Here is a 24148-nt window from a genome sequence, read left to right as displayed (position 1 = left end):
TTCTAAGATGCGCCTTTGTTTTCCGCTTGGCGAATTCGACGATGATACAGATCACTGCCCTGCCCGCGTTCACTGACAACTACATCTGGTTGTTACAAGACTCCGACAGCCGCCGTTGCGCCGTGGTCGATCCGGGCGACGCCGCGCCGGTGCAAGCCTGGCTCACGGCGCACCCGGACTGGACGCTCAGCGATATTCTGGTCACTCACCATCACCATGACCATGTCGGCGGTGTCGAGCAATTGAAGAACGCCACCGGCGCCAAGGTCTGGGGCCCGGCCAACGAAAAAATTCCGGTCCGCGATGTGGCGCTCCACGACCATGATCGCCTCACGGTGCTGGGCTGCGAGTTCGAAGTGATCGAAGTCCCCGGCCATACCCTGGGACACATTGCCTTTTATCACGATGGCGTGTTGCTGTGCGGCGACACGCTGTTCGCTGCCGGTTGCGGACGCTTGTTCGAAGGCACGCCGCAACAGATGCATCAATCGTTGTCGCGATTGGCCGCGCTGCCTGCCGAGACCCTGGTGTACTGCGCTCACGAATACACCCTGAGCAATCTGCGCTTTGCCATTGCTGTGGAACCGGACAACGCTGAGATTGCCGCTCGTCTGGCAACCGTCATCCAGCAACGCCAGGACGGGATCATCACGTTGCCATCCAATTTGGCCTTGGAGCGCCTCACGAATCCCTTTTTGCGCACCGGCGAAACATCCGTTAAACAAAAACTGGACGAACGGGACGGCCCTCTAAACCGGGCCCCGACTGAGGTTTTTGCGGCCTTGCGGGCTTGGAAGGATAAGTTCTAAGCAAGCTACCGATAGCGCCAGAAATTCTGAATGGTTGACCGCACCCGGATGGGTTTCTAGAATCGGCCGACATTTTTGACCGGAACTAACTTCCAGCCAATGTCGTCACCTATTCGTAAATCCATCAATTCAGACGCATTGACCCGCCTGGCCCAAGCCATCGCGGTGGCGGTGTCCGCCACCCTGGCGGGCTGCCAAAGCACCAGTCATGTGCCGCAAGCCACCGCGGCCCACACCCCGAATATCGCTGCTCGAGCCAAGCAAAAACCAGTCTTTCTCACTGAAAAACCAGCGCCACAGATTCCTCAAGACATCTGGGAGCGCATGCGCCAAGGCTTCCAGCTGCAGGAAACCGCCGGCGTCAACCCGCGCATCGAGCAACAGCGGTTGTGGTTCGCCAGCAACCCGTCCTTCCTGGAAAACGCCGGCGAACGCGGCAGCCTCTACATTCATTACATCGTCGAACGCCTTGAAGAACGCAACATGCCGCTGGAACTGGCGCTACTGCCGGTGATTGAAAGCGCCTACAACCCGATGGCCTATTCCCGGGCCGATGCAGTGGGTCTGTGGCAATTCATCCCTTCCACCGGGCGTTATTTCAACCTGCGCCAGACACGTTTCTACGATGGCCGTCGCGATATTACCGCGTCGACCACGGCGGCCATGGATTACCTGACCCGCCTGCACGATATGTTCAACGGCGACTGGCTACTGGCCCTGGCGGCTTACAACGCCGGCGAAGGCACGGTCAGCCGAGCGATCGAGCGCAACGAAAAGCTCGGCCTGCCTACCGACTACTGGAACCTGCCACTACCGGCGGAAACCCAGGCCTACGTGCCGAAGCTGCTGGCCTTGTCGCAAGTGGTGCTGGCACCGGAAGCCTACGGCGTCAACCTCAACCCGATCGCCAATGAACCGTACTTCCAGGTCGTCGAAATCAACCAGCGCATGGACCTGTCCAAGGTCGCCGCGGTGGCTAACATCGACGAAGACGAACTGTTCCAGCTCAACCCCGCCTTCAAGCAACGCACCACGGTCGACGGCCCCCAGCATTTGCTGGTGCCGACGTCCAAGGCGCAACTGCTGACCGCCAGCCTGTCGACCATGCGTCCAGACGAGTTGATCAGCCAGCGACCGTTGAAACCGGTGTTCGATGGGGCCGAGGAGCGTGAAGTCGCGCAACTCAAGCGCGCCTACCGGGTCAAGCGTGGCGACAATCTCGGCACCATCGCCAAGGCCAACAAGGTTGACGTCAAGGACCTGCAACGCTGGAACAAGCTCACTGGCAAGAACCTCAAGGTTGGCCAGACCCTGGTCATGCAGGACGTCACGGCCCCGCGCAGCAAGCCACTGCGCAACGAGCGCAATGACCAACGCAAGAACGGCCGCATCAGCACCGTGATCGCCGCCAACAGCAAAAAACAGCAGCCGACCAAGCAACAGACCCAATACAAGGTCCAGCAAGGCGACTCGCTGTACATGGTGGCCAAGCGCTTCAACGTCGAGATGCAACACCTCAAGCGCTGGAATCCCCGAGTCGGCCAGGCCCTCAAGCCCGGCCAGATGCTCACGGTGTACCAGCCGCATTAAAACTCAAAGCCCCTGAATCCAGGGGCTTTGTTGTTTCTGGTGCCTTTGTGGTGAGGGGGCAAGCCCCTTCACCACAGGTTTGTGTAGACCGGACACAGGCTCTAAGCGACTAAATACCTGCGCCACCGCGCTCGATTAACCCCGCATTAACCCCCTGTCTTTTTCCTGTCGATACAAGCTGTTACTGTACGGCCACATCACAGCCCAAGCGTCTGGATCGGATCTCTGATTTGAAGCGTCCCCTCCTCCTGTTCCTGATCAGCCTGGCCTTGAGCTTCCCTGCGAGTGCGACGGTGACTGAAAGCCATGGTTACGCGCAGTTCGGCACGCTCAAGTACCCGGCCAGATTTACCCACTTCGACTGGGTCAACCCGCAAGCGCCCAAGGGCGGTACCTTGCGGGTCATGGCATTTGGCACCTTCGATACGCTCAACCCCTACACCTTCAAGGGCTCGAGCCCGGTGTCCACGGCCAATTTCCTGCAATACGGCATCAATGAGCTGAACGAACCCTTGATGGTCGGCACTGGCCAGTACGCGCCGTCCGGCGATGAGCCGACCTCCAGCTATGGCCTGATCGCACAGTCAGTAGAATACAGCGAGGACCGCAGTTGGGTGGTGTTCAACCTGCGCCCGGAAGCGCGGTTTCACGATGGCACACCGATCACTGCCTATGACGTGGCGTTCTCCTATCGCCTGCTGCTCAAGGACGGTCACCCGCAATATCGCACCGCGTTGCAGGAAGTGCTGCGGGTCGACATCCTCAATTCGCAGCGCATCCGTTTTGTCTTCAAGCGTGCCGGCAATCCGCTGCTGATCCTGCGCCTCGGGGAGTTGCCAGTGTTGCCGCAGCATTACTGGAAGGATCGCGACTTCAAGGCCACCACCTTCGAGCCACCGCTGGGCAGCGGACCGTACCGGATTACCTCGGTGACGCCGGGGCGGCAGATCATTTTTCAGCGGGTCAAGGATTACTGGGGCAAGGACCTGGCGGTCAATCGCGGCAAGTACAACGTCGATCGCATGGAAGTGGAGTTCTACCGCGACAGCGACGTCGCGTTCGAAGCATTCAAGGCCGGTGAGTTCGACATTTATATCGAGCATCAGGCGAAGAATTGGGACAACGGCTACAACTTCCCGGCGGTGCGCCGAGGCGACGTGATCAAGGCGCAGATCCCGCACCAGATCCCGACCCAGACCCAGGGCCTGTTCATGAACACCCGGCGGCCGGCCTTCGCCGATCAGCGGGTTCGCGAAGCGCTGGGGTTGATGTTCGACTTCGAGTGGACCAACCGCACCCTGTTCAGCAGCGCCTACAAGCGCGCCATGAGTTATTACCCTAACAGCGAATTCTCCGCCACCGGCCTGCCGGTCGGCCACGAGTGGCTGATGCTCAAGCCCTACCGCGAACAATTGCCGGCCAAGCTCTTCACCGAGCCCTTCAGCCTGGCGCAGACCGACGGCCGCGGCATTCCACGCGACACCATGCGCCAAGCCCTTATGCTGTTGAGCACGGCGGGCTGGAAGCTCGACGGGCAACGCATGCTGAACGCCGCCGGACAGCCGCTGCGGATAGAAATCCTGCTGGTCAACCCGAGCCTGGAGCGCTTCATCCAGCCCTACGTGGAAAACCTCGCCAGCATCGGCATCGACGCGCGCCTGCGCACCGTCGACCGCGCGCAGTACAAGCAACGCCTGGATCAATTCGACTTCGACATGATCTCCCTGACTCTCAATCAGACCCTCAGCCCGGGCCTGGAACAGTGGCAGTACTTCCACTCCAGCCAGGCCTCGGTCAAGGGCAGCAAGAATTACGCGGGCATCAGCAACCCGGTGGTCGACCACTTGCTCGAGCAACTGCTGGCGGCGCAAACCCGCGATCAGCAAGTGGCGGCCGGCAAGGCGCTGGACCGAGTGTTACTGTGGCAGCACTACATGATCCCGAACTGGTACATCAACTATCATCGCTTGGCCTACCGCAACCGGTTTGCCTTTGTCGCCACGCCGCCTTACACCCTTGGGTTGAGCGCGTGGTGGCTGAAGTCTTCGGAGAAAGATCAATGACGTCTCTACGCGCCCGGCTGTTGCTGGGCAGCGGTCTGCTATTTGCCGGACTGGCGTGCGCCGCCCCGCAACATGCCCTGACCCTGTACAACGAGCCGCCGAAATACCCGGCGGATTTCAAGCATTTCGATTACGTGAACCCTGATGCACCCAAGGGCGGGATTTTCCGCCAGGCCGGGTTCGGCGGCTTCGACAGCCTCAATCCGTTCATTAACAAAGGGGTGCCGGCCGATGACGTCGGCATGATCTACGACACCCTGGCCAAGCAAGGGCTGGACGAACCCTTCACCGAGTACGGCCTGGTGGCGGGCAAGATCGAAAAGGCGCCGGACAATAGCTGGGTGCGCTTTTACCTGCGGCCCGAAGCACGGTTCCACGATGGCCATCCAATCCACGCCGAAGACGTGGTGTTCAGTTTCGAAACCTTGATCAAGGACGGCGCCCCGCTCTATCGCGGCTATTACAACGATGTGGCGGAAGCGGTCGCGGAAGATCCGCTGACCGTGCTGTTCAAGTTCAAGCACAGCAACAACCGCGAGCTGCCGCTGATCCTCGGGCAACTGCCGGTGCTGCCCAAGCATTGGTGGGCGAGCCGGGATTTCAACAAGGGCAACCTGGAAATCCCTCTCGGCAGCGGGCCCTACAAGGTCACCCAGGTCAAGGCCGGGCGCTCGGTGCGTTACGAACGGGTCAAGGACTATTGGGGCAAGGACCTGCCGGTCAATCGCGGCTTCTACAACTTCGACGTGATGACCACCGATTACTACCGCGACAACACCGTGGCGCTGGAAGCGTTGAAGGCCGGGCAGTTCGATTACTGGCTGGAAATGACCGCGAAGAATTGGGCAAACGCCTACAACATCCCGGCGGTCACCGAAGGTCGCTTGATCAAGGAGCAGATCTCCAACGGCAACCCGACCGGCATGCAGGGCTTCGTCTTTAACCTGCGCCGCAGCACGTTCCAGGATGTGCGCGTGCGGCAGGCGATGAGTTTGCTGCTGGATTTCGAGTGGACTAACAAGCAACTGTTCAACAGCGCCTACGCGCGCACCCGCAGTTACTTTGAAAACTCGGAAATGGCCGCCACCGGCCTGCCGGACGCCGATCAACTGGCGATACTCGAACCGTATCGCGGGCAGATTCCCGAGCAGGTGTTCACTGAAGCCTTCCAGAACCCGCAAACCGATGGCAGCGGCATGATCCGCAACCAGCAGCGCAAGGCCTATCAACTGCTGCAAGAGGCCGGCTGGCGGATCGTCGACGACAAAATGGTCGACGCCCAAGGCAAACCGGTGACCATCGAATTCCTGCTGGCGCAAACCGAGTTCGAGCGAGTGTTGTTGCCGTTCAAGCGCAACCTCAGCGACCTTGGCATTGATCTGGTGATTCGCCGGGTCGACGTCTCGCAGTACATCAACCGCGTGCGTTCGCGGGACTTCGACATGATCGTCGGCAGTTTCCCGCAGTCCAGTTCACCGGGTAACGAACAGCGTGAATTCTGGATGTCGGCCGCTGCCGACAAGCCCGGCAGTCGCAACTCCATGGGCCTGAAAGACCCGAGCATCGATCACTTGGTGGAATCGCTGATCAACGCCGATTCGCGCCGCAGCCTGGTGGCCCACGCCCGGGCACTGGACCGCGTGCTGCAATGGGGCTATTACGTGATCCCCAACTGGCACATCAAGACCTGGCGCGTGGCCTACTGGAATCACATCGGTCACCCCAAGGTCACCGCCAAATATGATGTCGGCATCGCCACTTGGTGGGTCAAACCGGACGCCAAGCCGGCCATCGAGATCGAAACCAAATTGCAGGCCGACCCTGTCATAGGCACGGAGTAATCAGATGCTGGCGTATATTTTTCGGCGACTGTTGCTGATTATCCCGACCCTGTTCGGCATTTTGCTCATCAACTTCGTGATCATCCAGGCCGCCCCCGGTGGCCCGGTGGAACAAATGATCGCCAAGCTCGAAGGTTTCGAAGGCGCCACCAGCCGAATCGCCGGCGGCGGTGCCGAAGTGTCGGTCGCCGGTTCCAGCTACCGCGGCGCCCAAGGCCTGGATCCGGCGCTGGTCAAGGAAATCGAGCACATGTACGGCTTCGACAAATCGGCGCCGGAGCGTTTGTGGATCATGGTCAAGAACTACGCGACCCTGGATTTCGGTGACAGCTTTTTCCGCGACGCCAAGGTCATCGACCTGATCAAGGAAAAGATGCCAGTGTCCATTTCCCTCGGGTTATGGAGCACGCTGATCATGTACCTGGTGTCGATCCCGCTGGGGATCGCCAAGGCCACGCGGCACGGCAGCCACTTCGACGTCTGGACCAGTTCGGCGATCATCGTCGGCTACGCGATCCCGGCGTTCCTGTTCGCCATCCTGCTGATCGTGGTGTTTGCCGGCGGCAGTTATTTCGACTGGTTCCCGTTGCGCGGGCTGACCTCGAACAACTTCGATGAGATGAGCATGGGCGGCAAAGTGCTCGATTACTTCTGGCACCTGGCGCTGCCGGTCACCGCGCTGGTGATCGGCAACTTCGCGACCATGACCCTGCTGACCAAAAACAGCTTCCTCGACGAGATCAATAAACAATATGTGGTCACCGCCAAGGCCAAGGGCCTGACCCGCCATCGGGTGCTCTACGGCCACGTGTTTCGCAACGCGATGCTGCTGGTGATTGCCGGCTTCCCCTCGGCGTTCATTGGCATCTTCTTTACCGGCTCGCTGCTGGTGGAAGTGATTTTCTCCCTCGATGGCCTTGGCCTGATGAGTTTTGAAGCGGCGATCAACCGTGATTACCCGGTGGTGTTCGGCACCCTGTTCATCTTCACCCTGCTGGGGCTGGTGGTGAAACTGATCGGCGATCTCACCTACACCCTGGTCGATCCGCGCATCGACTTCGAAAACCGGGAGCATTGAGATGAACCTGTCCCCTCTCAACCGCCGTCGGTTCGAGCTGTTCAAGGCCAACAAGCGTGGCTGGTGGTCGCTGTGGCTGTTCCTGATTCTGTTCGGGCTGAGTCTGGGCGCCGAGCTAATCGCCAACGACAAGCCGCTGGCGGTGCACTACGACAACAGTTGGTATTTCCCGGCGATCAAGCGCTACCCGGAAACTGCGTTCGGCGGCGAGTTCCCGCTGGAGGCCAACTACAAGAGCCCCTACATCCGCGAATTGCTCAAGGCCAAGGACGCGTGGATTCTCTGGGCGCCGATCCCGTTCAGCTACCAGAGCATCAATTACGACCTGAAAGTCCCGGCCCCGGCCCCGCCCTCCTCGGTCAACCTGCTGGGCACCGACGACCAGGGCCGCGACGTACTGGCGCGGGTGATCTACGGGTTCCGGGTGTCGGTGCTGTTCGCCCTGACCCTGACCCTGCTGAGCTCGATCATCGGCGTGATTGCCGGCGCCCTGCAGGGCTTCTACGGCGGCTGGGTCGACCTCGCCGGCCAGCGTTTCCTGGAGATCTGGTCGGGGCTGCCGGTGCTGTACCTGCTGATTATTCTCGCCAGTTTCGTGCAGCCAAACTTCTGGTGGCTGCTGGGGATCATGCTGCTGTTCTCGTGGATGAGCCTGGTGGACGTGGTGCGCGCCGAGTTCCTGCGCGGCCGCAACCTCGAATACGTGCGCGCAGCGCGGGCACTGGGCATGCAGAATGGCGCGATCATGTTCCGCCACATCCTGCCCAATGCCATGGTCTCGACCATGACGTTCATGCCGTTCATCCTCACCGGCGCCATCGGCACCCTCACCGCCCTGGATTTCCTCGGTTTCGGCCTGCCGCCCGGCGCGCCGTCCCTCGGCGAACTGGTGGCCCAGGGCAAGTCCAACCTGCAAGCGCCGTGGCTGGGCATGAGCGCGTTTGCGGTGCTGGCGGTGATGTTGAGTTTGCTGGTGTTCATCGGCGAGTCTGCTCGCGATGCCTTCGACCCGAGGAAGTGATATGAATCCCGAAAACCTGATCGAAGTGCGCGACCTGTCCGTCGAGTTTGTCCTGGGCGATCGCTGCCAGCGGGTGGTGGAGAACGTCAGCTTCGACATCAAGCGCGGCGAAACCCTGGCGTTGGTGGGAGAAAGCGGTTCCGGCAAATCGGTGACCGCGCACTCGATCCTGCGCCTGTTGCCTTATCCACTGGCCCGCCACCCGTCCGGAACCATCGGTTACGCCGGGCAAAACCTGCTCGACCTGAAAGAGAAAACCATCCGCCACATCCGCGGTAACCGCATCGCGATGATTTTCCAGGAACCGATGACCTCGCTGAACCCGCTGCACTCGATCGAGAAGCAGATCAACGAAGTGCTGGGCATTCACAAAGGCTTGACCGGCAAAGTGGCGACCCGGCGCACCCTGGAGCTGCTGGAAATGGTCGGCATCCCGGAACCGCACAAGCGCCTCAAGGCCCTGCCCCACGAACTGTCCGGTGGCCAGCGCCAGCGGGTGATGATCGCCATGGCCCTGGCCAACGAGCCGGAATTGCTGATCGCCGACGAACCGACCACCGCCCTCGACGTCACCGTGCAACTGAAAATCCTCGAATTGCTCAAGCAGTTGCAGGCTCGCCTGGGCATGGCGTTGCTGCTGATCAGCCATGATTTGAACCTGGTCAAAAGAATTGCGCATCGCGTATGTGTCATGCAGCGCGGTTGCATCGTCGAACAGGCATCGTGCGAAGAGTTGTTCCGCGCACCACAGCATCCGTACACTCGGATCCTGCTGGCGGCGGAGCCCCGGGGTAACCCGGCAACCAACGCGGTGGGCAAGCCTTTGCTGGAAGTCGAGGACCTGAAAGTCTGGTTTCCGATCAAAAAGGGCTTGCTGAAAAGCACGGTGGATTACGTCAAGGCAGTCGACGGCATCAACTTCAGCCTGCCCCAGGGCCAGACTCTCGGGATCGTGGGCGAGAGTGGTTCCGGCAAGTCGACCCTGGGCCTGGCAATTTTGCGGTTGATCGGCAGCAAAGGTGCGATTCGCTTTGAGGGCCAGCAGCTCGACTGCCTGTCTCAGCAACAAATCCGGCCGTTGCGGCGGGAGATGCAAGTGGTGTTTCAGGACCCGTTCGGCAGCCTGAGCCCGCGGATGTGCGTGAGCCAGATCGTTGGCGAAGGCTTGCGCATCCATGGGATCGGCACGCCGGCCGAGCAGGAACTGGCGATTATTGCGGCACTTACGGAGGTAGGCCTGGACCCGGACACCCGGCACCGCTACCCCCACGAATTTTCCGGTGGGCAACGGCAGCGTATCGCCATAGCCCGGGCCCTGGTGCTCAAACCGGCGTTGATCCTGCTGGACGAGCCGACCTCGGCCCTCGACCGCACGGTGCAACGGCAAGTGGTGGAGCTTTTACGGTCACTGCAAACCAAGTACAACCTGACGTATCTGTTTATCAGCCATGACCTGGCTGTCGTCAAAGCGCTCAGCCACCAGTTGATGGTGGTCAAGCATGGCCAAGTGGTCGAACAGGGAGACGCGCAAAGTATCTTTGCCGCCCCCCAACATCCGTATACACAGCAGTTGCTGGAAGCCGCTTTTTTGGCACCGGCCACTGCGCAATAACCTGAAAGAGAGGAGCAACACATGGGTTTTCTCGCCGGTAAGCGCGTACTGATCGTCGGTGTCGCCAGCAAGCTGTCCATCGCATACGGCATCGCCGCCGCCATGCATCGCGAGGGCGCTGAGCTTGCCTTCACTTATCAGAACGACAAACTCAAGGGTCGTGTCGAAGAGTTCGCACAAGGCTGGGGTTCGAGCCCTGAACTGTGCTTCCCGTGCGACGTGGCCAGCGACGAAGAAATTGCCAAGGTCTTCGAAGCACTGAGCAAAAAGTGGGACGGCCTGGACTGCATCGTGCACTCCGTCGGCTTCGCCCCGGGCGACCAACTGGACGGCGACTTCACCGAAGCCACCACCCGCGAAGGTTTCCGCATCGCTCACGACATCAGCGCCTACAGCTTCGTGGCCCTGGCCAAGGCTGGCCGCGAACTGATGAAGGGCCGCAACGGCAGCCTGCTGACCCTGTCGTACCTGGGCGCCGAGCGCACCATGCCGAACTACAACGTGATGGGCATGGCCAAGGCTTCGCTGGAAGCCGGCGTGCGTTACCTGGCTGGCTCCCTGGGCCCGGATGGCACCCGCGTCAACGCCGTATCGGCTGGCCCGATCCGCACCCTCGCCGCTTCCGGCATCAAAAACTTCCGCAAAATGCTGGCCGCCAACGAAGCGCAAACCCCGCTGCGTCGCAACGTCACCATCGACGAAGTCGGCAACGCCGGCGCCTTCCTGTGCTCTGACCTGGCGTCGGGCATCAGCGGTGAAATCATGTACGTCGACGGCGGCTTCAACACCACCGCCATGGGTAACCTCGAAGAGTGATCTTCAGCTTGACCCACTGAAAAACCCGCCGAGACCGGCGGGTTTTTTTATGCCTGGAATCTGGCTGCCCCTCGGTGCAAAAAAGGTAGGAGCGAGCCTGCTCGCGAAAGCAGTGGGTCAGCCATTGAAGGTGTTGAATGTGATGACGCCATCGCGGGCAAGCCCGCTCCCACAGGGACCTCGACCATCCGCAGATTATCAGTACACCCACAAGACCCAAAAGGAGATCCTGGTCAGCCTCAGATTATGGGTATACCGACAGTTGATCTTGGTCAGCCTCAAATTATCGGTACACCACAACACCTGTGGGAGCGGGCTTGCCCGCGAAGGCGGCGGTACATCCAGCGCATCATCGACTGGCACACCCTCTTCGCGAGCAGGCTCGGTCCCACCACAGGATTTTCGCGGTGGTTGGGAGATTTACGCCAGACACCGCGCAAACAATTGCTGAATCGGCACGTGTGTCTGGCTGTGCCGTTGCAGCAGGACCAGTTCGCGGTGGAAGGTGTATTGCCCCAGCGGGACGATGCGCACGTTGGCGCCATAGTCGAGCCACAGGCCGGCCTTGGGCATCAGGGCGACGCCAAGGCCGTGTTCGACCATTTTGACGATGGCCTCCAGTTCATCCAGCTCCAGCGCTACCCGCACGTCGATCCGCTGTTCGCGCAGGAACCGTGTCACCAGCCGTCCGCCAAATGAACTGCGGTCATAGCGCACCAGCGGTTGCTCGGCGAGTAAGGCCAGCGGGTCGTCGCCCGGCAGTTCCGGGGGCACGATCAGTACAAATGGCTCGCGGCGGATCACCTGTGCATGCAGTTCTTTAGGCAATTCAAAGGGCGGTTTGATCAGGATCGCCAGGTCCACCTCACCGGCGTCGACCTGGCTCAGCAGGTTCAGCGACACCCCCGGCACCAGTTTCGGCTCCAGCAGCGGCGCCTGTTCTCGCAAGCGCACCAGTGCAGCGGGCAGCAGGCCGGTCTGGACGGTGGCCACCGCGCCGATTTTCAGCTCGCCGCGATACTCGCTAACGTCCTCCATCAGCGCCATGCGGCTGAAGGTGTCCAGCATCTCGCGTGCCATTGGTAAGGCCCGCAGCCCCGCCGCATTCAAAATCGCTTGGCGCCCGGTGCGGTCAAACAGGCGAATACCCAGCGCCTGCTCGAGGTTGCGCATCTGTGCGCTGACCGCTGACTGCGTCAGGCCAATGTGCATACCCGCCGCCGCTAAGGTCCCGTGGCGTGTCACCGCAATAAATGTCTTCAGTTCGCGCAGCATAAGCGTCTCGATTGATCGAAATAATTTGAGCTGGATGCAAAAACTATCGTCTTTCAATCACATTTCACAGCGCTAAACTGCAAGCATTCCCTATCTAGAGGCAAGTCCCATGCAGATTTCCCTGTTTCACCTGGCCATTCCCGTGTTCGACCTGGCCGCCGCGCGGCATTTTTACCGTGAAATCTTTGGCCTTGAAGAAGGCCGCTCCAGCGCGCAGTGGGTGGATTTCAACTTTTTCGGCCATCAGCTGGTGATCCACGAACATCCGAAAACTGCGTCCCAGGAAGCCGCCCACACCAACGCCGTGGACGGCCACAACGTGCCAGTCCCGCATTTTGGTGTGGTGTTGAGCATGCCGGAATGGGAAGCCCTGGCTCAACGCTTGAGCAGCTTGGGCACCCAATTCGTGATCGAACCGGGCATTCGCTTCCAAGGGCTGGTTGGCGAGCAAGCGACCATGTTCCTGTTCGACCCGTGCGGCAATGCCCTGGAATTCAAGGCATTCAAGAACATCGACCAGTTGTTCGCCAAATGAGTCTCGCAACTCAGGACGCAACAGCCATTGCCAAGCAGGTACAGCGAGGGCTCGTCAGCACTGGCGAAGTGGCTGAAGCTTTCCTCGCGCAGATCCAGCAGCGAGAACCGCAGATCCAGGCCTTCGTCGCGTTCGATGCCGACGCCGTCCGCGCACAGGCAACCCTGCACACCGGCCAGGGTTTGCTGGCCGGCGTACCGGTGGGGATCAAGGACATCATCGACAGCGCCGATCAGCCGACGCAGTACTTCTCCCCCATCTATGCCGGGCACCAACCATCGCGCGATGCCCACGCCCTCACGTTGCTGCGACAGGCCGGGGCGCTGGTGATGGGCAAGACCCACACCACCGAATTCGCCTATATGCACACCGGGCCGACACGCAACCCCCACGACCCTGAACGTACTCCGGGCAGTTCCAGCGCCGGCTCGGCGGCCGGAATGGCGGCGGGCTTCTTCGCGGTTGCCTTGGGTACGCAAACCGCCGGCTCCCTGCTGAAACCGGCGTCCTACTGCGGCCTGCTGGCGTTCAAGCCATCGTTGGGGCTGGTGTCGCTGGAAGGCATCAAGCCGTTGGCACCAAGTTTCGACACCTTGGGCTGGTATGGCCGTTCGGTGCGCGACTTGCAATTGGTGGCGCGGGTGTTGATCCCGGGGTTCACCCCGCTGCCGCTGGAATCCCATTCCTTGAACCTGGGATTCTGCCGTACCCCGCGCTGGCACGACGTCGACCCCGACGTCGCGCAAGCACTCGAGCAAGGCATCGAGCAACTGCGCGCGGGCGGTCATCGCGTCAGCGAGGTGCAATTGCCCAGCGAGTTCGACGGCGTGTTCGATGACCACTTGCTGATCAATGACTGCGAAGGTGCACGGTCATTGGCCACGGAGTTTCACGGCCACAAGTCACAGTTAAGCCCGTCGACCCTGGCCATGATCGAACGCGGCATGGCCACCAGTTGGGAACAGGAGTCCGCCGCCAAGGCGCGACTCGCTGCCCTGGCACCGCGCCTGCAACAGCTCTGCGAACCGTTCGAGGCCATGCTCAGCCCCTGCTGTGGCATGCTCGCGCCGTTGGGCCTGGAAAACACCGGACCGTCGGACTTCATCAAGTTCTGGGGCGCGTTTGGCTGGCCGCAAGTCAACCTGCCCCTCCCGCGCGCGCGCAATCACCTGCCAGTTGGCCTGCAAGTGATCGGCGGGTTTCGCAGCGACCGCCAGTTGCTCAACGTTGCCGAGCAACTGGTCGTGACTCTGCACGGCGAGGCTTAACGCCCCACGCGCGTCAGTTGCTTGTGGGCGTACATCGCCTCGTCGGCATCTTCCAGCAAGCGGTCGATGCTGGCGTGGCGCTTGGGGTCGTACTCGATCTGGCCGACGCTGAAGCGAATGGCGTAACCACGCTGCAAGGTGGCGTTGCGTTCTTCGAGGATCGCCTTGAGGCGCGCCATGATGCGGGTGGTTTCGACGTTGCTCGAACCGGTCAGCAGCGCAACGAACTCATCGCCGCCAAGCCGGCCGACCACATCGCTTTCGCGAAAGGCAATGCGCAGCACATCGGCGAAGGTCTTCAGCGCACTGTCACCTTCGGCGTGGCCGTAAAGGTCGTTGATCTGTTTGAAATCATTCAAGTCGAAAAACAGCAGCGTCGCCGGTTTGCCCATCCGCGCGCAGGCGTCCAGACCCAGTTGCGCCAGGGTCTTGAAGCCACGCCGATTGGACAGCAACGTCAGCTCATCCATGCTCGCCAGTTGCACCGCCATCAGCTCCTGCTCGGCCATGCCAGCCAGGTCACGCAGCAAGGCGCGCTCCTCGTCGTCGAGCTCGCGGGGTTTGGTGTCGATCAGGCATAACGTACCCATTTTCGCGCCATCACCGACGCTCAGCGGGCAACCGGCGTAGAAGCGGATACCCGGCGCGCCGACCACCAGCGGGTTGTCATGAAAACGCTCATCCTGCTCGGCGTCGGGCACCATCAGGAGTTCATCCTTGAGGATCGCGTGGCCGCAAAACGATACATTGCGCGGGGTTTCGCTGGCATCAAGGCCGACGTTGGACTTGAACCACTGCCGATCGGCATCCACTAGCGTGACCAAGGCAATCGGCACATTGAACAGGCGTTTGGCCAGCCGGGTGAGGCGATCGAAACGCTCTTCCGGCGCGGAATCGAGGACATTCAACGCATGCAGCGTATGAAGTCGGGCGGGTTCATTCTGCGGTTTAGTCGGGGCGAGCATCGGTCACTCCAATGGCTTTTATAGCCAAAGCCTAGCCTAAAGTCGCGCCCCCTAGAATACTGGCACGGTGATCATCCACCCGCGACCACCGGACACGGCCCGCCCGCCTCGGCCCAACGGGTGAACTGGGCGACAAAAATATCGTGCGGCACGGGCACTGGCGCGCGTCCTTCACCGGGGTTCCAGCCCCACAGCACCAGCTTGTCGTCGCTGACGTGCTTGATCAGCGCGGCGAAGTCGCGATCGCCGTTGCTCGCACGGTCCTTGATCATCGCGCACAGTTTGTCTGCTGGCAGGCCGATCCAGGCCATTTTGTGCGCCGCCGGCGGCAGACTCCAGTGGGGGGCGCCGGGTGGTGCATGAGGGCCGTAAGTGGCCGGAGGATTGCTTTCGGCATGGCAAGTAGCACACGGCAAACCCGCCGCACCCTTGCCGTCGAGGCCACGCACTACGTTCATTTGATGCGGCAGGCCGGCATCGAACTGCAACGGCGAATCCCCGGGAATGTGGCAGTTCTGGCAACGCGGGCTCTGAAACACTTTCTGCACCGTGTCGAAGGCCTTGAGCGCTTCCGGGTCCGCCGACCAGGCGTCCGTCGCGTAGATACCCAGGGCCACCAGCAGTACAGAGCCCAACACTAGATGACGTTTCATCTCATACCCCCGACAGTTGCAAGGGCAGCTCGCGCAACCGCTGCCCGGTCAAGGCGAACACCGCGTTAGCCACCGCAGGCGCCGTCGGCGGTACGCCGGGTTCGCCGATGCCGCCGGGTTTCTCGCGGCTGGGCACGATATGCACCTGCACCTCCGGCATTTCATTGAGCCGCAGCACTCGGTAATCGTGGTAGTTGGACTGCACGACCCGGCCTTCCTTGAGCGTCAGTTTGCTGTGCAGCGTGAAACCCAAGCCAAACGTAACGCACGATTCCATCTGCGCGACGATGCTCGCCGGGTTGACCGCGATGCCGCAATCCACCGCGCACACCACCCGGTGCACGCGGATGTTGAGGTTGTCTTGCGACACCTCGACCACCTGCGCCACGTAGCTGCCAAAGGATTCATGCACCGCAACGCCCACTGCATGCCCATCCGGCAGCGGTGCGCCCCAATTGGCTTTCTCCGCTGCCAGGTTGAGCACGCCGAGATGTCGCGGATGGTTTTTCAGCAGGGTGCGGCGGTACTCGACCGGGTCCTTGCCCGCCGCGTTGGCCAGTTCATCGATCAACGATTCCATGACGAACCCGGTGTGGGTATGCCCCACCGATCGCAGCCACAGCACGCTGATGCCGGTTTGCGGCGAATGCAGGTCGACCTGATGGTCGGCCACATCGCCAATGTAGGGGCTGTCAGCCACGCCTTCGACCGATGTCGTGTCGATGCCGTCCTTGACCATTGCCGCCTCGAGCAGGGTCCCGGCCATGATCGACTGGCCCACCAACACATGCTTCCAGGCCAGCGGCAAACCATCCGGGCCGAGACCGACGCGGGCTTGATGCAGAAACATCGAACGGTAGTAGCCGCCACGGATGTCGTCCTCGCGGGCCCACACGGTTTTCACCGGCGCTCCGGCAGCCTTGGCCACTTCCACCGCTTCGGCGACAAAGTCGGAGGTCGGGTTGGCACGGCGACCGAACGCACCGCCGAGGAATTCGGTGTGGATGAATACTTGTTCCGGTTTGAGCCCGGTGATCTTCGCGGCGAGGTTCTGGTCGAGGGTCTGGAACTGGGTGCCGGTCCAGATTTCGCACTTGTCAGCGGTAATCTGCACCGTGCAATTGAGCGGCTCCATCGGCGCGTGGGCCAGGTACGGCACGCTGTATTCGACCTCTATTTTCTGGCTGGCCTTGGCCAATGCGGCGTCGCTGTCCCCGGCGCGGCTGGCGGAAGTGCCCGGTGTGCCGGCGAGTTTACGGAAGCTGCTGAGCAGCGCCTGGCTGTCGAGGTCGGCGTGTGGCCCGGGATGCCATTCGATCTTCAAAGCATCGCGCCCCAGTTTCGCCGCCCAGTAGTGATCGGCGATCACCGCCACGCCGCTGGGCACCTGCAGCACTTTGTGGACCCCTGGGATGGCTAGGGCGCCGGCGCCTTCAAAAGATTTGACGCTGCCGCCAAAGGTCGGTGAACGCGCCACCATCGCAGTCATCAAGCCGTCGAACTGCACGTCGATGCCGAACCGGGCGCGGCCGGTGATTTTCTCCGGGCTGTCGAGGCGTTTGGTGGGTTTGCCGATCAGCGTCCACTGCTCGGGATCCTTGAGCTTGATCGAGGCGGCATCCGGCACCGGCAAGCGGCCGGCGTCGTCGGCCAATTCACCGTACGTGGCCCGCTGCTCGCCACCGATCACCACGCCGTTTTCTACGCGCAATTGCGAAGGCGCCAGGTTGAAGCGCTTGGCGGCGGCCTCCAGCAACATCATCCGCGCGGCGGCGCCGGCCTGGCGGTAGCGGTCGAACTCCATGTAGGTCGAGGTCGAGCCGCCGGTAATTTGCATGCCGCCGAACGCCGGCAAGCCGTAATCGGCAGCCGACGCCGGGGCATGTTCAACGCGGATTTTCGTCCAGTCGGCTTGCAGTTCTTCGGCAATCAACATCGTCAGGCCAGTCCAGATGCCCTGGCCCATTTCCGCATGGCCGAGCAGCATGGTGACCGTGCCATCACTGGCGATCCGCAAAAACGCATTGGGCGCAAACGCATCGCCCTGCCCTTCGGCGGCCTGGACAAATCGCCGAGTGCCGGGTACCACGAACGCCACCAGCAAACCACCGCCGAGCAGCGCGCTGCCTTTGAGAAAACCACGACGCGAGGGTGCAGGAACACTGTTCATCAACTGACCTCCAATCCGTATCGGGCAACACCGCGTATTCAACCGAGTTCAGCGGCGCGTTTGACCGCAGCGCGGATGCGCGGATAGGTGCCGCAGCGGCAAATATTGCCGGACAGAGCCTGGTCGATGTCACTGTCGGTAGGCGACGGGATCTTGGCTAGCAGCGCCGCCGCCGACATGATCTGCCCGGACTGGCAGTATCCGCATTGCACCACATCGATCTCGGCCCACGCCCGTTGCACCGGGTGCGAACCATCGATGGACAGGCCTTCGATGGTGACGATCTTCTGCCCGTGGGCGACCACCGTGGCCGGCGTGATGCAGGAGCGCAGCGGCGCGCCATCGACATGCACCGTGCAGGCCCCGCACTGCGCCATGCCGCAGCCGAATTTGGTCCCGGTCAGGTGCGCGACGTCGCGCAATACCCAGAGCAGCGGCATGTCCGCCGGGACATCCAGCGCCTGGTCCTTGCCATTGATATTGAGAGTCAGCATTGCGGGTTTCCTCGGACTCACGGTGTCCTGAAAACGGCGTCGCTGTGGCAAGCGTTGCCTACGCGCGCCTCGGGTTGTCCATACAGCTAAGCGCAAAATTCATGGGATGAACGATTCAGCGACAACCGGTCGTGGGGAAGAGTGGACGGGAGAGGAACACCGGCAAAATCTTCAGTGCCGGACAAACAGCCATCGCTGGCAAGCCAGCTCCCACAGGGATTTGGGGGCATCCGCTTTTGATCTGCTTTGCCTTTTGTGGCGAGGGGGCTTGCCCCCGTTGGGCTGCGTAGCGGCCCCCGCTTTTGCTTTACGTTGCGCTGCCAAGGGCAAATGGTGCGCGTACTGCCAACAACTTTTCGGCACGACCACGAACCCTCGCGGTCAATGGCAAGACAGGCCCCTGATCATTGCCAAGGACTACTGCCATGCCCGACGTCGTACTGTTAGATGCCCTGCCACCCGACCTGCACTATGTCGACGACACTTCCCCGGGCATCACCCGCAAGAAATTTCGCGGCAAGTTCCAGTATTTCGACCCGCAGGGCCAACGCATCACGGACCCGGATGAAATCAAACGGCTCAACTCGCTGGCGGTGCCGCCGGCCTACACCGATGTGTGGATTTGCGCCGATCCCCGTGGCCACCTGCAAGCCACCGGGCGCGATGCCCGTGGGCGCAAGCAGTATCGATACCACGCGCGCTGGCGCGAAGTGCGTGACGCTGACAAGTATTCGCGGCTGCTGGAATTCGGTATGGCGCTGCCCAAGCTGCGCAAGCAGTTGGAAGCGTTACTGGCCACGCCGGGTTTCAGTCGCGATAAGGTCATGGCCACGGTCATCACGTTACTCGACGCCACACTGATCCGCGTCGGCAACACTCAATACGCCCGCGACAATCGCTCCTATGGTTTGACCACGCTGCGCAGCCAGCATGTCGAGGTCAAGGGCAGCGCGATTCTGTTCCAGTTCCGCGGTAAAAGCGGCATCGAGCACCAGATCACCGTCAAGGATCAACGCCTGGCGCGGATCATCAAGCGTTGCCTGGAAATCCCCGGGCAGAACCTGTTTCAGTACCTCGATGACAATGGCGAGCGGCACACCGTCAGTTCGTCGGACGTCAACGCCTACCTGCAAAACCTCACCGGCGCCGATTTCACCGCCAAGGATTACCGCACCTGGGCCGGCAGCGCCCTGGCCCTGGCAGTGTTGCGCGAACGGCAATGGGAACCCGAGGCCGACGCCAAGCGCCATGTGGTGGACATGGTGAAAAACGTCGCCAAGCAGTTAGGCAACACGCCGGCGGTGTGCCGCAAGTGCTACATCCACCCGGCGGTGCTCGACAGCTTCCTGCTCGGCGCCCTGGCTGAGCTGCCACGGCCGCGGACGCGGCGAGGTTTGCGCGCGGAGGAAGTCGGGCTGGCGATGTTTCTCGAGAAAATGGCCCAGGCTGCCGAGTCGGCCTGATCCGTCGCTGATCTTTTGCACGATCGCCATCAGCTTCTATAGTTGATGGGGACACACCATCGCTGCGGTGACGCCGTGACCGACTCAATGCGGTCACTTCCGGGGCTTGACGTCATCGCTCAACCGCCGGTTGCGACAGGCGGGTCTATACTCAACCGAGCCAGCCCCCCAACCACCCACAGCTCGCCCGATACGAGCACATTGTTGCCATTTGCCTGGATACGCTGACTGGAGGTGTACGCCATGTCCGAAAAAGAGTCCATCACCACCCTGCTGACATTGCTGGATACCCGCCAGGCCCGCCTCGCGGCAGCCTGCAAGGAAATCGCCGACTGGGTCGATCACCAAGGCGGCCACCCTACCGCGCTACGCATTCGCGACCGGCTCAACGATATCGAGAAAGATACGCCGCTGATTCGCAGCACCTTGTCGTCGCTCAAACCCAGTGAACCGCGCCTGCCACGGTTCAGATAGAGGATCGAGCAGACACTGGCTGGCGTACAGAGTGGACCCAACGTCTGGCCGCGATGGCCGGCCGGCAAAGGCTGCCACAGGGTTTCAGCGGGCAGCCTTGTGTGTAACGGTCAGTTCGTGTTGGAGCCTTTGAGCACATTGGCCAGCGCCCGGTTCGTCAGGTTGACGCACTTGTCATAATCCTTGGCTTTTTGCGCCGTCTCGGCGTCCCTTGCGGTCGCTCTGTATCTGTCCGAGCAATGGCTGCCCCATGACCGGCGTCTGGCGCAGATCGCGCAGCTTTTGCAGGTTCAGTTTGCACAAGTCTTCTTTGGTTTCAGCGGCGAACAGCGGCGTAGCAACGGCCAAAGCGGCAATCAACAGTACTAACCGTTTCATAGGAAACTCCAACTCTGTTTGTGGCTTGGGAGTTTGACTATAGCCTGTGAACTCGGGAGCGCCGGGTTAATGCAAAAGAGATTGAACCTGTCAGTTCAGCGGCCGTTCAAAACCTTATCACCCTTGAACGGAGGTCCACGCCATGGGCCCTCGCATCTTGCTGTTGATCGCTGCGCTCTGCCCCGCCGCCGCCATGGCCGAAGGCTGTGATGTGTTGACCCGCTCGCAGAGCCCTTCAATCCCCGCCGTGGAAACCCACACCTGCTACGAATACGAAAACATGCCCGTCGACGCGATCGCCTGGTCGTGCAGTAACGAAAGCAAAGAGATGCTCAGCAGCACTAAAAACAAGGTTTCCAGTTGCGGTGACCGCTATCAGGCCACCTGCACCGCGACATTGACCCAGGAAGCCCTGGCCAATCCGCAATCGCTGAGCAAAGACAAATCCAGTGAATCGGCCAACATCCCGGCCAACGCCCGCATTACTACGTTTTATTACGAAACGCAGAATCTCGCCCAGGCGAAGATCGACTGCGAGACACGCGGCGGTGACTGGAGAAACAAATAGGGACGGGAGCGATCAGGCGCCGGCGAAGGCTCGGCGCCCGGCGCTTATTTCGGTGCGCAATTCGCCGATGAAATTGGCGATATCACGAACACTGTCGAAGCCCACGGGCGACACGCCATTGAGCAACAGCTCGATATGCCCGGAAAGCGGATCGGTCACCGTGATGGTCAGCGACCCACAGCCATTGACCGTGCAACTGCACGACAGCGGCAAAAAGCCTGATTCCAGCGTTTGACACAAATGTTGAATGGGCAACGCCATGTCTCACCCCCAGAGGGTCCGTTGACTGGAGAGCTGTTTAATTCGTACAGGGTAGACGGGGTTTTGCAACGCGCTACATTTTGCGACAAAAATTGCCAACCATCGCTCAATCCGCCGCCCGCTAGCCTTCACCACCCATACACGCGGCAGTCCGGGCGAACGCCGTACCGGCCTGCTGCACCAGTTTGCGCCACTCATCGGCGGTAATCAGTTGCTGCCGTTCCATTTCATCGGCACCCGTCAGCAGCAGGTTGTAGCGGTGTTCCGCATCCAGGTAGGGCCCGGATTGCGCAAATATCCGCCGCCAGGCCGCCAACGCCTGCTTTCGCTGTTCTTCTCTCATCGCGGCCCCCTATGGTCGTGATGGAGTAGAGGCCAATGGCCGGCAGGCGTTCCATTGGATTGCCTGCCGGCCGATCAACGTTGCCCGGACTCGCTCACTTGATCGAGCAATGACACAGGCTCGGACGCCAGCCGCAAGGAAGCGCCGTGGCAGAGCTCGGTCGGCACCTCGGCCGGCGTGGCGCTGATGCACAGTCGGTACACGCCCTGCCCTTGGGTTCGCAGCGCGTGGCGAAATGCCTGGGCGGCGGGTGAATCCTCGGCGACCGCAGCCGCCACAAGGTGCAATTGCGTCTGTCCCAATGGAATACTCACGACCTCCAAACCCTGGTCTGGCAGCGAATGACGCTCGCGCCACGATGCTTCGCTGTCAGCGCCCACCAAAGCCTGGTAAGCGCCGACCGCCACCTCCAGGTCGTCCACGCGTATGGCAATCGAGGTAATGCCCAAAGCCTGATTCGGATGTTCGCGCACCGCCCCCTCCGGCACCCGCAGCGCCCGGGGCGTGATGTCGCCGCACAGGAACGGCAGGCCATGAAACGCCGGCCAGCCCAGTTGCCAGCGCACGTGCTCACCCGATGGTTTGATCCTCGACCCGTCAATCGGCCCACGGTAGACGACGCCCCGGGTCTTGGCCTGGGCAATCGCCGCGCCGATGTCCGAGGGCACAAACGCGAAGTCGACCAGCCCTTCTCCCTGGCGGGTCAATTGTTCGTACCATTTTTCACCCGGCGCCGGTGCCGTCCACTCGATCAACTCGAGGTAAGTACCGTCGGCGAAGTACACCAGCGCATTTTGCGTGGGCGCATGCTGATGTTGACCACCGACCACCACGTTGAACCCCAGCGCTTGATAATCAGCGCTGGCCTGTTGCAAGTCACTGACTGCAATCACCAGGTGATCCAGTAAAAATGTCGAACCCATGTGCTGACTCCTCAATGTCATGTTCAAGCCGCCCAGCGCGTCAGCCCCTCGAGGGTCGACTGGATGATGGGCAACCCGTTGTGCAGGACCGCTTCGCGCCATTGGTATGAAACCGGGTTGAGCGAATCGAGCAGATCGGCGTGCAATTGCACTCGCACGTCCTCGGGCACCAGATGGCCGTAGTTGCGTAACCAGAGATCCTGGCGGATGGCCTGATCGCCCGCCACCGGGCCACGGGTGCCGAACTCGACGACGCCGCCCGCCACCGTGCTGCGCGGCAGGAACGCGTTAATGCCGTGAAACACCAGGCCCTGATAGGCCGGCCGCCGGCGGCCATGGGGGCGAGCCGCGCCAGCGGTGTCCTGCCCCCACCAGCGATCAACCTCGTGCGCGACGGAATCGGCCAGGCTGAAATTGAGGAAAAACGGCTGGCCGTATTCCCCAATACCGGTATGCCAGTCAATAACCGCTACCTGCTCGGCATGACCGACGGCCGCGCAGACGATGTTCCGTAGCGTCAGGTGTTCCCATTCGGCCGAAAACCCGCCGAAACACACGCCTTGCGCAAACCGGTATTGGCCGCCGGCGAAGGCATCAAAGTAGACGTCATCGCCATGCAGGGCACGAAACGCCGCGATGGCCGCCTCGCCGGACTGGAGCGAATCACTGTTCCATTGCTGCGGCGCCAACCAGGGATGCAGCTGCGCGTAATGCGGATTGGCTTGGGGTGGCGCGCTGTGATCGATGAAATTGCGATTCAGGTCCACGCCATTGGCCGTGGTGCGCGATCCATGGGAGAAGCCGAACGGATTCAAGCCATGAATCAACAGCACGCCGACCTGCTGATCCAGCGGTACCTCCTGCAGTTGGCGCAGCCAGGCGTGTTGCAGTGCCGAACCGGCAAAACCTTCCAGGCCGTGGGTGCCACTGATCATGATCAACTGCTTGGTGCCGGACCGGTTGCCAACATGCCCGACGTCGATGGTCAGCTCCTCGGCCAATGCGCCGAGGACGCAGGGCTGTCGATGCTGAGTCAGCGCGCCATTGGCCGCGGCCACCGCCCGGCGAAACTTGCTGCGGGCGGTCTCGTAGGTGGCGCTGAAATGATCGGTGTAGTTGAGCAACCGATGTTCGCCCGGCAGCGACTGACGCTCAACCGAGGTCATAGCCGCCATCGGCATTGTGGGTTTCGTCGCCTTGGATTGGCGGGTTGAACACGCACACCAGGTGTAGATCGCCTTTGGTGGCTTTCAATACGTGCTGATCGTGCTGATCCAGCGCGTACACCGTACCGACCGTTACCGGGAACGTCTCGCCGCTGTCGACGTGCAACACTTCGCCTTCGCCGGCGATGCAGTAATTGGTTTCGTAGTGATGCTTGTAATGGCAATGAACGGTGCTGCCCTCAGGGACCACCGTGTGGTGCACGGAGTAACCGACGCCATCGGACTTCACCACCAGGCGCGTGCTGCGCCATTCATCCGTCACCACGTGGTTGGGCGTTTGGCTGAGTTCGGCCAGGGTACGTACGATCATGAAAGGCTCCTC

The 24148-nt window shown here is 61.3% G+C and carries 24 protein-coding genes; 13 read left to right on the top strand and 11 right to left on the bottom strand.

Features of this window, described 5'->3' with window-relative positions:
• Positions 1-41: 41 nt before the first annotated feature.
• The 8 genes from gloB (at position 42) to fabI (ending at position 10830) form a co-directional block, all read left to right on the top strand.
• Positions 42-809 (top strand): hydroxyacylglutathione hydrolase, encoded by a 768-nt coding sequence (gloB, locus tag RG836_RS14820; RefSeq protein ID WP_310846748.1) that lies wholly within the window; start codon positions 42-44, stop codon positions 807-809.
• Between the two features lie 99 nt (positions 810-908).
• Positions 909-2399: a transglycosylase SLT domain-containing protein gene (locus RG836_RS14815; protein WP_310846746.1), complete on the top strand. Its 1491-nt coding sequence runs from the start codon at positions 909-911 to the stop codon at positions 2397-2399.
• A gap of 230 nt (positions 2400-2629) precedes the next feature.
• Positions 2630-4462 (top strand): extracellular solute-binding protein, encoded by a 1833-nt coding sequence (locus tag RG836_RS14810; RefSeq protein ID WP_310846743.1) that lies wholly within the window; start codon positions 2630-2632, stop codon positions 4460-4462.
• On the top strand, positions 4459-6303 hold the full coding sequence (locus RG836_RS14805) for an extracellular solute-binding protein (RefSeq protein WP_310846741.1): 1845 nt from the start codon (positions 4459-4461) through the stop codon (positions 6301-6303). The genes RG836_RS14810 and RG836_RS14805 overlap by 4 nt, the downstream gene beginning before the upstream one ends.
• 4 nt (positions 6304-6307) lie before the next feature.
• Complete coding sequence (locus RG836_RS14800; RefSeq protein WP_310846740.1) at positions 6308-7381, top strand: microcin C ABC transporter permease YejB; 1074 nt, start codon at positions 6308-6310, stop codon at positions 7379-7381.
• Position 7382: 1 nt separating this feature from the next.
• Positions 7383-8402: an ABC transporter permease gene (locus RG836_RS14795; protein ID WP_310846738.1), complete on the top strand. Its 1020-nt coding sequence runs from the start codon at positions 7383-7385 to the stop codon at positions 8400-8402.
• Between the two features lies 1 nt (position 8403).
• A complete protein-coding gene (locus RG836_RS14790; protein ID WP_310846736.1) occupies positions 8404-10014 on the top strand; it encodes an ABC transporter ATP-binding protein in 1611 nt (536 codons plus the stop codon).
• Positions 10015-10035: 21 nt separating this feature from the next.
• Positions 10036-10830: an enoyl-ACP reductase FabI gene (gene fabI / locus RG836_RS14785; protein ID WP_310846733.1), complete on the top strand. Its 795-nt coding sequence runs from the start codon at positions 10036-10038 to the stop codon at positions 10828-10830.
• 420 nt (positions 10831-11250) lie between these two features.
• Here fabI and RG836_RS14780 read toward each other — a convergent pair whose 3' ends face one another.
• Positions 11251-12105, bottom strand: a complete 855-nt coding sequence (locus tag RG836_RS14780; protein WP_310846730.1) for a LysR family transcriptional regulator — start codon at positions 12103-12105, stop codon at positions 11251-11253.
• A 109-nt stretch (positions 12106-12214) separates the two neighbouring features.
• Here RG836_RS14780 and RG836_RS14775 point away from each other — a divergent pair, with 109 nt between their 5' ends.
• Positions 12215-12640: a VOC family protein gene (locus RG836_RS14775; protein WP_310846729.1), complete on the top strand. Its 426-nt coding sequence runs from the start codon at positions 12215-12217 to the stop codon at positions 12638-12640.
• Positions 12637-13908, top strand: a complete 1272-nt coding sequence (locus tag RG836_RS14770) for an amidase (RefSeq protein WP_310846726.1) — start codon at positions 12637-12639, stop codon at positions 13906-13908. Before RG836_RS14775 ends, RG836_RS14770 begins: the two co-directional genes overlap by 4 nt.
• On the opposite strand, the gene RG836_RS14765 is transcribed toward RG836_RS14770, so the two are convergent.
• The 4 genes from RG836_RS14765 to RG836_RS14750 all read right to left on the bottom strand — a co-directional run bounded on the left by RG836_RS14765 (position 13905) and on the right by RG836_RS14750 (position 18190).
• Positions 13905-14873, bottom strand: a complete 969-nt coding sequence (locus RG836_RS14765; protein ID WP_310846724.1) for a sensor domain-containing diguanylate cyclase — start codon at positions 14871-14873, stop codon at positions 13905-13907. The two genes, RG836_RS14770 and RG836_RS14765, sit on opposite strands and share 4 nt — an antisense overlap.
• Before the next feature lie 71 nt (positions 14874-14944).
• The gene (locus tag RG836_RS14760) at positions 14945-15526 is read right to left on the bottom strand and encodes a hypothetical protein (RefSeq protein WP_310846721.1); all 582 of its coding nucleotides are present in this window, start codon (positions 15524-15526) and stop codon (positions 14945-14947) included.
• A gap of 1 nt (position 15527) precedes the next feature.
• The gene (locus tag RG836_RS14755) at positions 15528-17696 is read right to left on the bottom strand and encodes a xanthine dehydrogenase family protein molybdopterin-binding subunit (RefSeq protein WP_310846718.1); all 2169 of its coding nucleotides are present in this window, start codon (positions 17694-17696) and stop codon (positions 15528-15530) included.
• A gap of 38 nt (positions 17697-17734) precedes the next feature.
• Positions 17735-18190: a (2Fe-2S)-binding protein gene (locus RG836_RS14750; protein ID WP_310846715.1), complete on the bottom strand. Its 456-nt coding sequence runs from the start codon at positions 18188-18190 to the stop codon at positions 17735-17737.
• Between the two features lie 425 nt (positions 18191-18615).
• Here RG836_RS14750 and RG836_RS14745 point away from each other — a divergent pair, with 425 nt between their 5' ends.
• Positions 18616-19653: a DNA topoisomerase IB gene (locus RG836_RS14745; RefSeq protein WP_310846712.1), complete on the top strand. Its 1038-nt coding sequence runs from the start codon at positions 18616-18618 to the stop codon at positions 19651-19653.
• Positions 19654-19896: 243 nt separating this feature from the next.
• Complete coding sequence (locus RG836_RS14740) at positions 19897-20127, top strand: hypothetical protein (RefSeq protein WP_310846709.1); 231 nt, start codon at positions 19897-19899, stop codon at positions 20125-20127.
• Positions 20128-20301: 174 nt separating this feature from the next.
• On the opposite strand, the gene RG836_RS14735 is transcribed toward RG836_RS14740, so the two are convergent.
• A complete protein-coding gene (locus RG836_RS14735) occupies positions 20302-20505 on the bottom strand; it encodes a hypothetical protein (RefSeq protein ID WP_310846706.1) in 204 nt (67 codons plus the stop codon).
• Between the two features lie 142 nt (positions 20506-20647).
• Between RG836_RS14735 and RG836_RS14730 the strand changes: the two genes are divergently transcribed.
• The gene (locus RG836_RS14730) at positions 20648-21073 is read left to right on the top strand and encodes a hypothetical protein (RefSeq protein ID WP_310846703.1); all 426 of its coding nucleotides are present in this window, start codon (positions 20648-20650) and stop codon (positions 21071-21073) included.
• 12 nt (positions 21074-21085) lie between these two features.
• Here RG836_RS14730 and RG836_RS14725 read toward each other — a convergent pair whose 3' ends face one another.
• The 5 genes from RG836_RS14725 to RG836_RS14705 all read right to left on the bottom strand — a co-directional run bounded on the left by RG836_RS14725 (position 21086) and on the right by RG836_RS14705 (position 24136).
• Positions 21086-21334, bottom strand: coding sequence for a DUF1652 domain-containing protein (locus RG836_RS14725; protein ID WP_310846700.1), 249 nt, complete (start codon positions 21332-21334; stop codon positions 21086-21088).
• A 121-nt stretch (positions 21335-21455) separates the two neighbouring features.
• Positions 21456-21677: a hypothetical protein gene (locus RG836_RS14720; protein WP_310846697.1), complete on the bottom strand. Its 222-nt coding sequence runs from the start codon at positions 21675-21677 to the stop codon at positions 21456-21458.
• A gap of 74 nt (positions 21678-21751) precedes the next feature.
• Entirely contained in the window at positions 21752-22600 is an 849-nt protein-coding gene (locus RG836_RS14715; protein ID WP_310846694.1) for a VOC family protein, read from the bottom strand.
• A gap of 23 nt (positions 22601-22623) precedes the next feature.
• Positions 22624-23781, bottom strand: a complete 1158-nt coding sequence (locus RG836_RS14710) for a DUF2817 domain-containing protein (protein ID WP_310846691.1) — start codon at positions 23779-23781, stop codon at positions 22624-22626.
• Positions 23753-24136, bottom strand: coding sequence for an ectoine synthase (locus RG836_RS14705; protein ID WP_310846688.1), 384 nt, complete (start codon positions 24134-24136; stop codon positions 23753-23755). Before RG836_RS14705 ends, RG836_RS14710 begins: the two co-directional genes overlap by 29 nt.
• Between the last annotated feature and the right edge of the window lie 12 nt (positions 24137-24148).

Source organism: Pseudomonas rhizozeae, assembly GCF_031583775.1.
In the GTDB taxonomy this organism is placed as follows: domain Bacteria; phylum Pseudomonadota; class Gammaproteobacteria; order Pseudomonadales; family Pseudomonadaceae; genus Aquipseudomonas.
This window is presented reverse-complemented; position numbering and strand designations above follow the sequence as displayed.

Coding starts and splice junctions, on each gene's coding strand:
- RG836_RS14725 (WP_310846700.1), bottom strand. CDS start 21,334: ATGGCGTTGCCCATTCAACATTTGTGTCAAACGCTGGAATCAGGCTTT.
- RG836_RS14800 (WP_310846740.1), top strand. CDS start 6,308: ATGCTGGCGTATATTTTTCGGCGACTGTTGCTGATTATCCCGACCCTG.
- RG836_RS14795 (WP_310846738.1), top strand. CDS start 7,383: ATGAACCTGTCCCCTCTCAACCGCCGTCGGTTCGAGCTGTTCAAGGCC.
- RG836_RS14705 (WP_310846688.1), bottom strand. CDS start 24,136: ATGATCGTACGTACCCTGGCCGAACTCAGCCAAACGCCCAACCACGTG.
- RG836_RS14720 (WP_310846697.1), bottom strand. CDS start 21,677: ATGAGAGAAGAACAGCGAAAGCAGGCGTTGGCGGCCTGGCGGCGGATA.
- RG836_RS14755 (WP_310846718.1), bottom strand. CDS start 17,696: ATGAACAGTGTTCCTGCACCCTCGCGTCGTGGTTTTCTCAAAGGCAGC.
- RG836_RS14730 (WP_310846703.1), top strand. CDS start 20,648: ATGGGCCCTCGCATCTTGCTGTTGATCGCTGCGCTCTGCCCCGCCGCC.
- RG836_RS14715 (WP_310846694.1), bottom strand. CDS start 22,600: ATGGGTTCGACATTTTTACTGGATCACCTGGTGATTGCAGTCAGTGAC.
- RG836_RS14760 (WP_310846721.1), bottom strand. CDS start 15,526: ATGAAACGTCATCTAGTGTTGGGCTCTGTACTGCTGGTGGCCCTGGGT.
- RG836_RS14735 (WP_310846706.1), bottom strand. CDS start 20,505: ATGAAACGGTTAGTACTGTTGATTGCCGCTTTGGCCGTTGCTACGCCG.
- RG836_RS14740 (WP_310846709.1), top strand. CDS start 19,897: ATGTCCGAAAAAGAGTCCATCACCACCCTGCTGACATTGCTGGATACC.
- RG836_RS14780 (WP_310846730.1), bottom strand. CDS start 12,105: ATGCTGCGCGAACTGAAGACATTTATTGCGGTGACACGCCACGGGACC.
- RG836_RS14710 (WP_310846691.1), bottom strand. CDS start 23,781: ATGCCGATGGCGGCTATGACCTCGGTTGAGCGTCAGTCGCTGCCGGGC.
- RG836_RS14790 (WP_310846736.1), top strand. CDS start 8,404: ATGAATCCCGAAAACCTGATCGAAGTGCGCGACCTGTCCGTCGAGTTT.
- RG836_RS14805 (WP_310846741.1), top strand. CDS start 4,459: ATGACGTCTCTACGCGCCCGGCTGTTGCTGGGCAGCGGTCTGCTATTT.
- RG836_RS14765 (WP_310846724.1), bottom strand. CDS start 14,873: ATGCTCGCCCCGACTAAACCGCAGAATGAACCCGCCCGACTTCATACG.
- gloB (WP_310846748.1), top strand. CDS start 42: ATGATACAGATCACTGCCCTGCCCGCGTTCACTGACAACTACATCTGG.
- RG836_RS14745 (WP_310846712.1), top strand. CDS start 18,616: ATGCCCGACGTCGTACTGTTAGATGCCCTGCCACCCGACCTGCACTAT.
- RG836_RS14770 (WP_310846726.1), top strand. CDS start 12,637: ATGAGTCTCGCAACTCAGGACGCAACAGCCATTGCCAAGCAGGTACAG.
- fabI (WP_310846733.1), top strand. CDS start 10,036: ATGGGTTTTCTCGCCGGTAAGCGCGTACTGATCGTCGGTGTCGCCAGC.
- RG836_RS14775 (WP_310846729.1), top strand. CDS start 12,215: ATGCAGATTTCCCTGTTTCACCTGGCCATTCCCGTGTTCGACCTGGCC.
- RG836_RS14750 (WP_310846715.1), bottom strand. CDS start 18,190: ATGCTGACTCTCAATATCAATGGCAAGGACCAGGCGCTGGATGTCCCG.
- RG836_RS14815 (WP_310846746.1), top strand. CDS start 909: ATGTCGTCACCTATTCGTAAATCCATCAATTCAGACGCATTGACCCGC.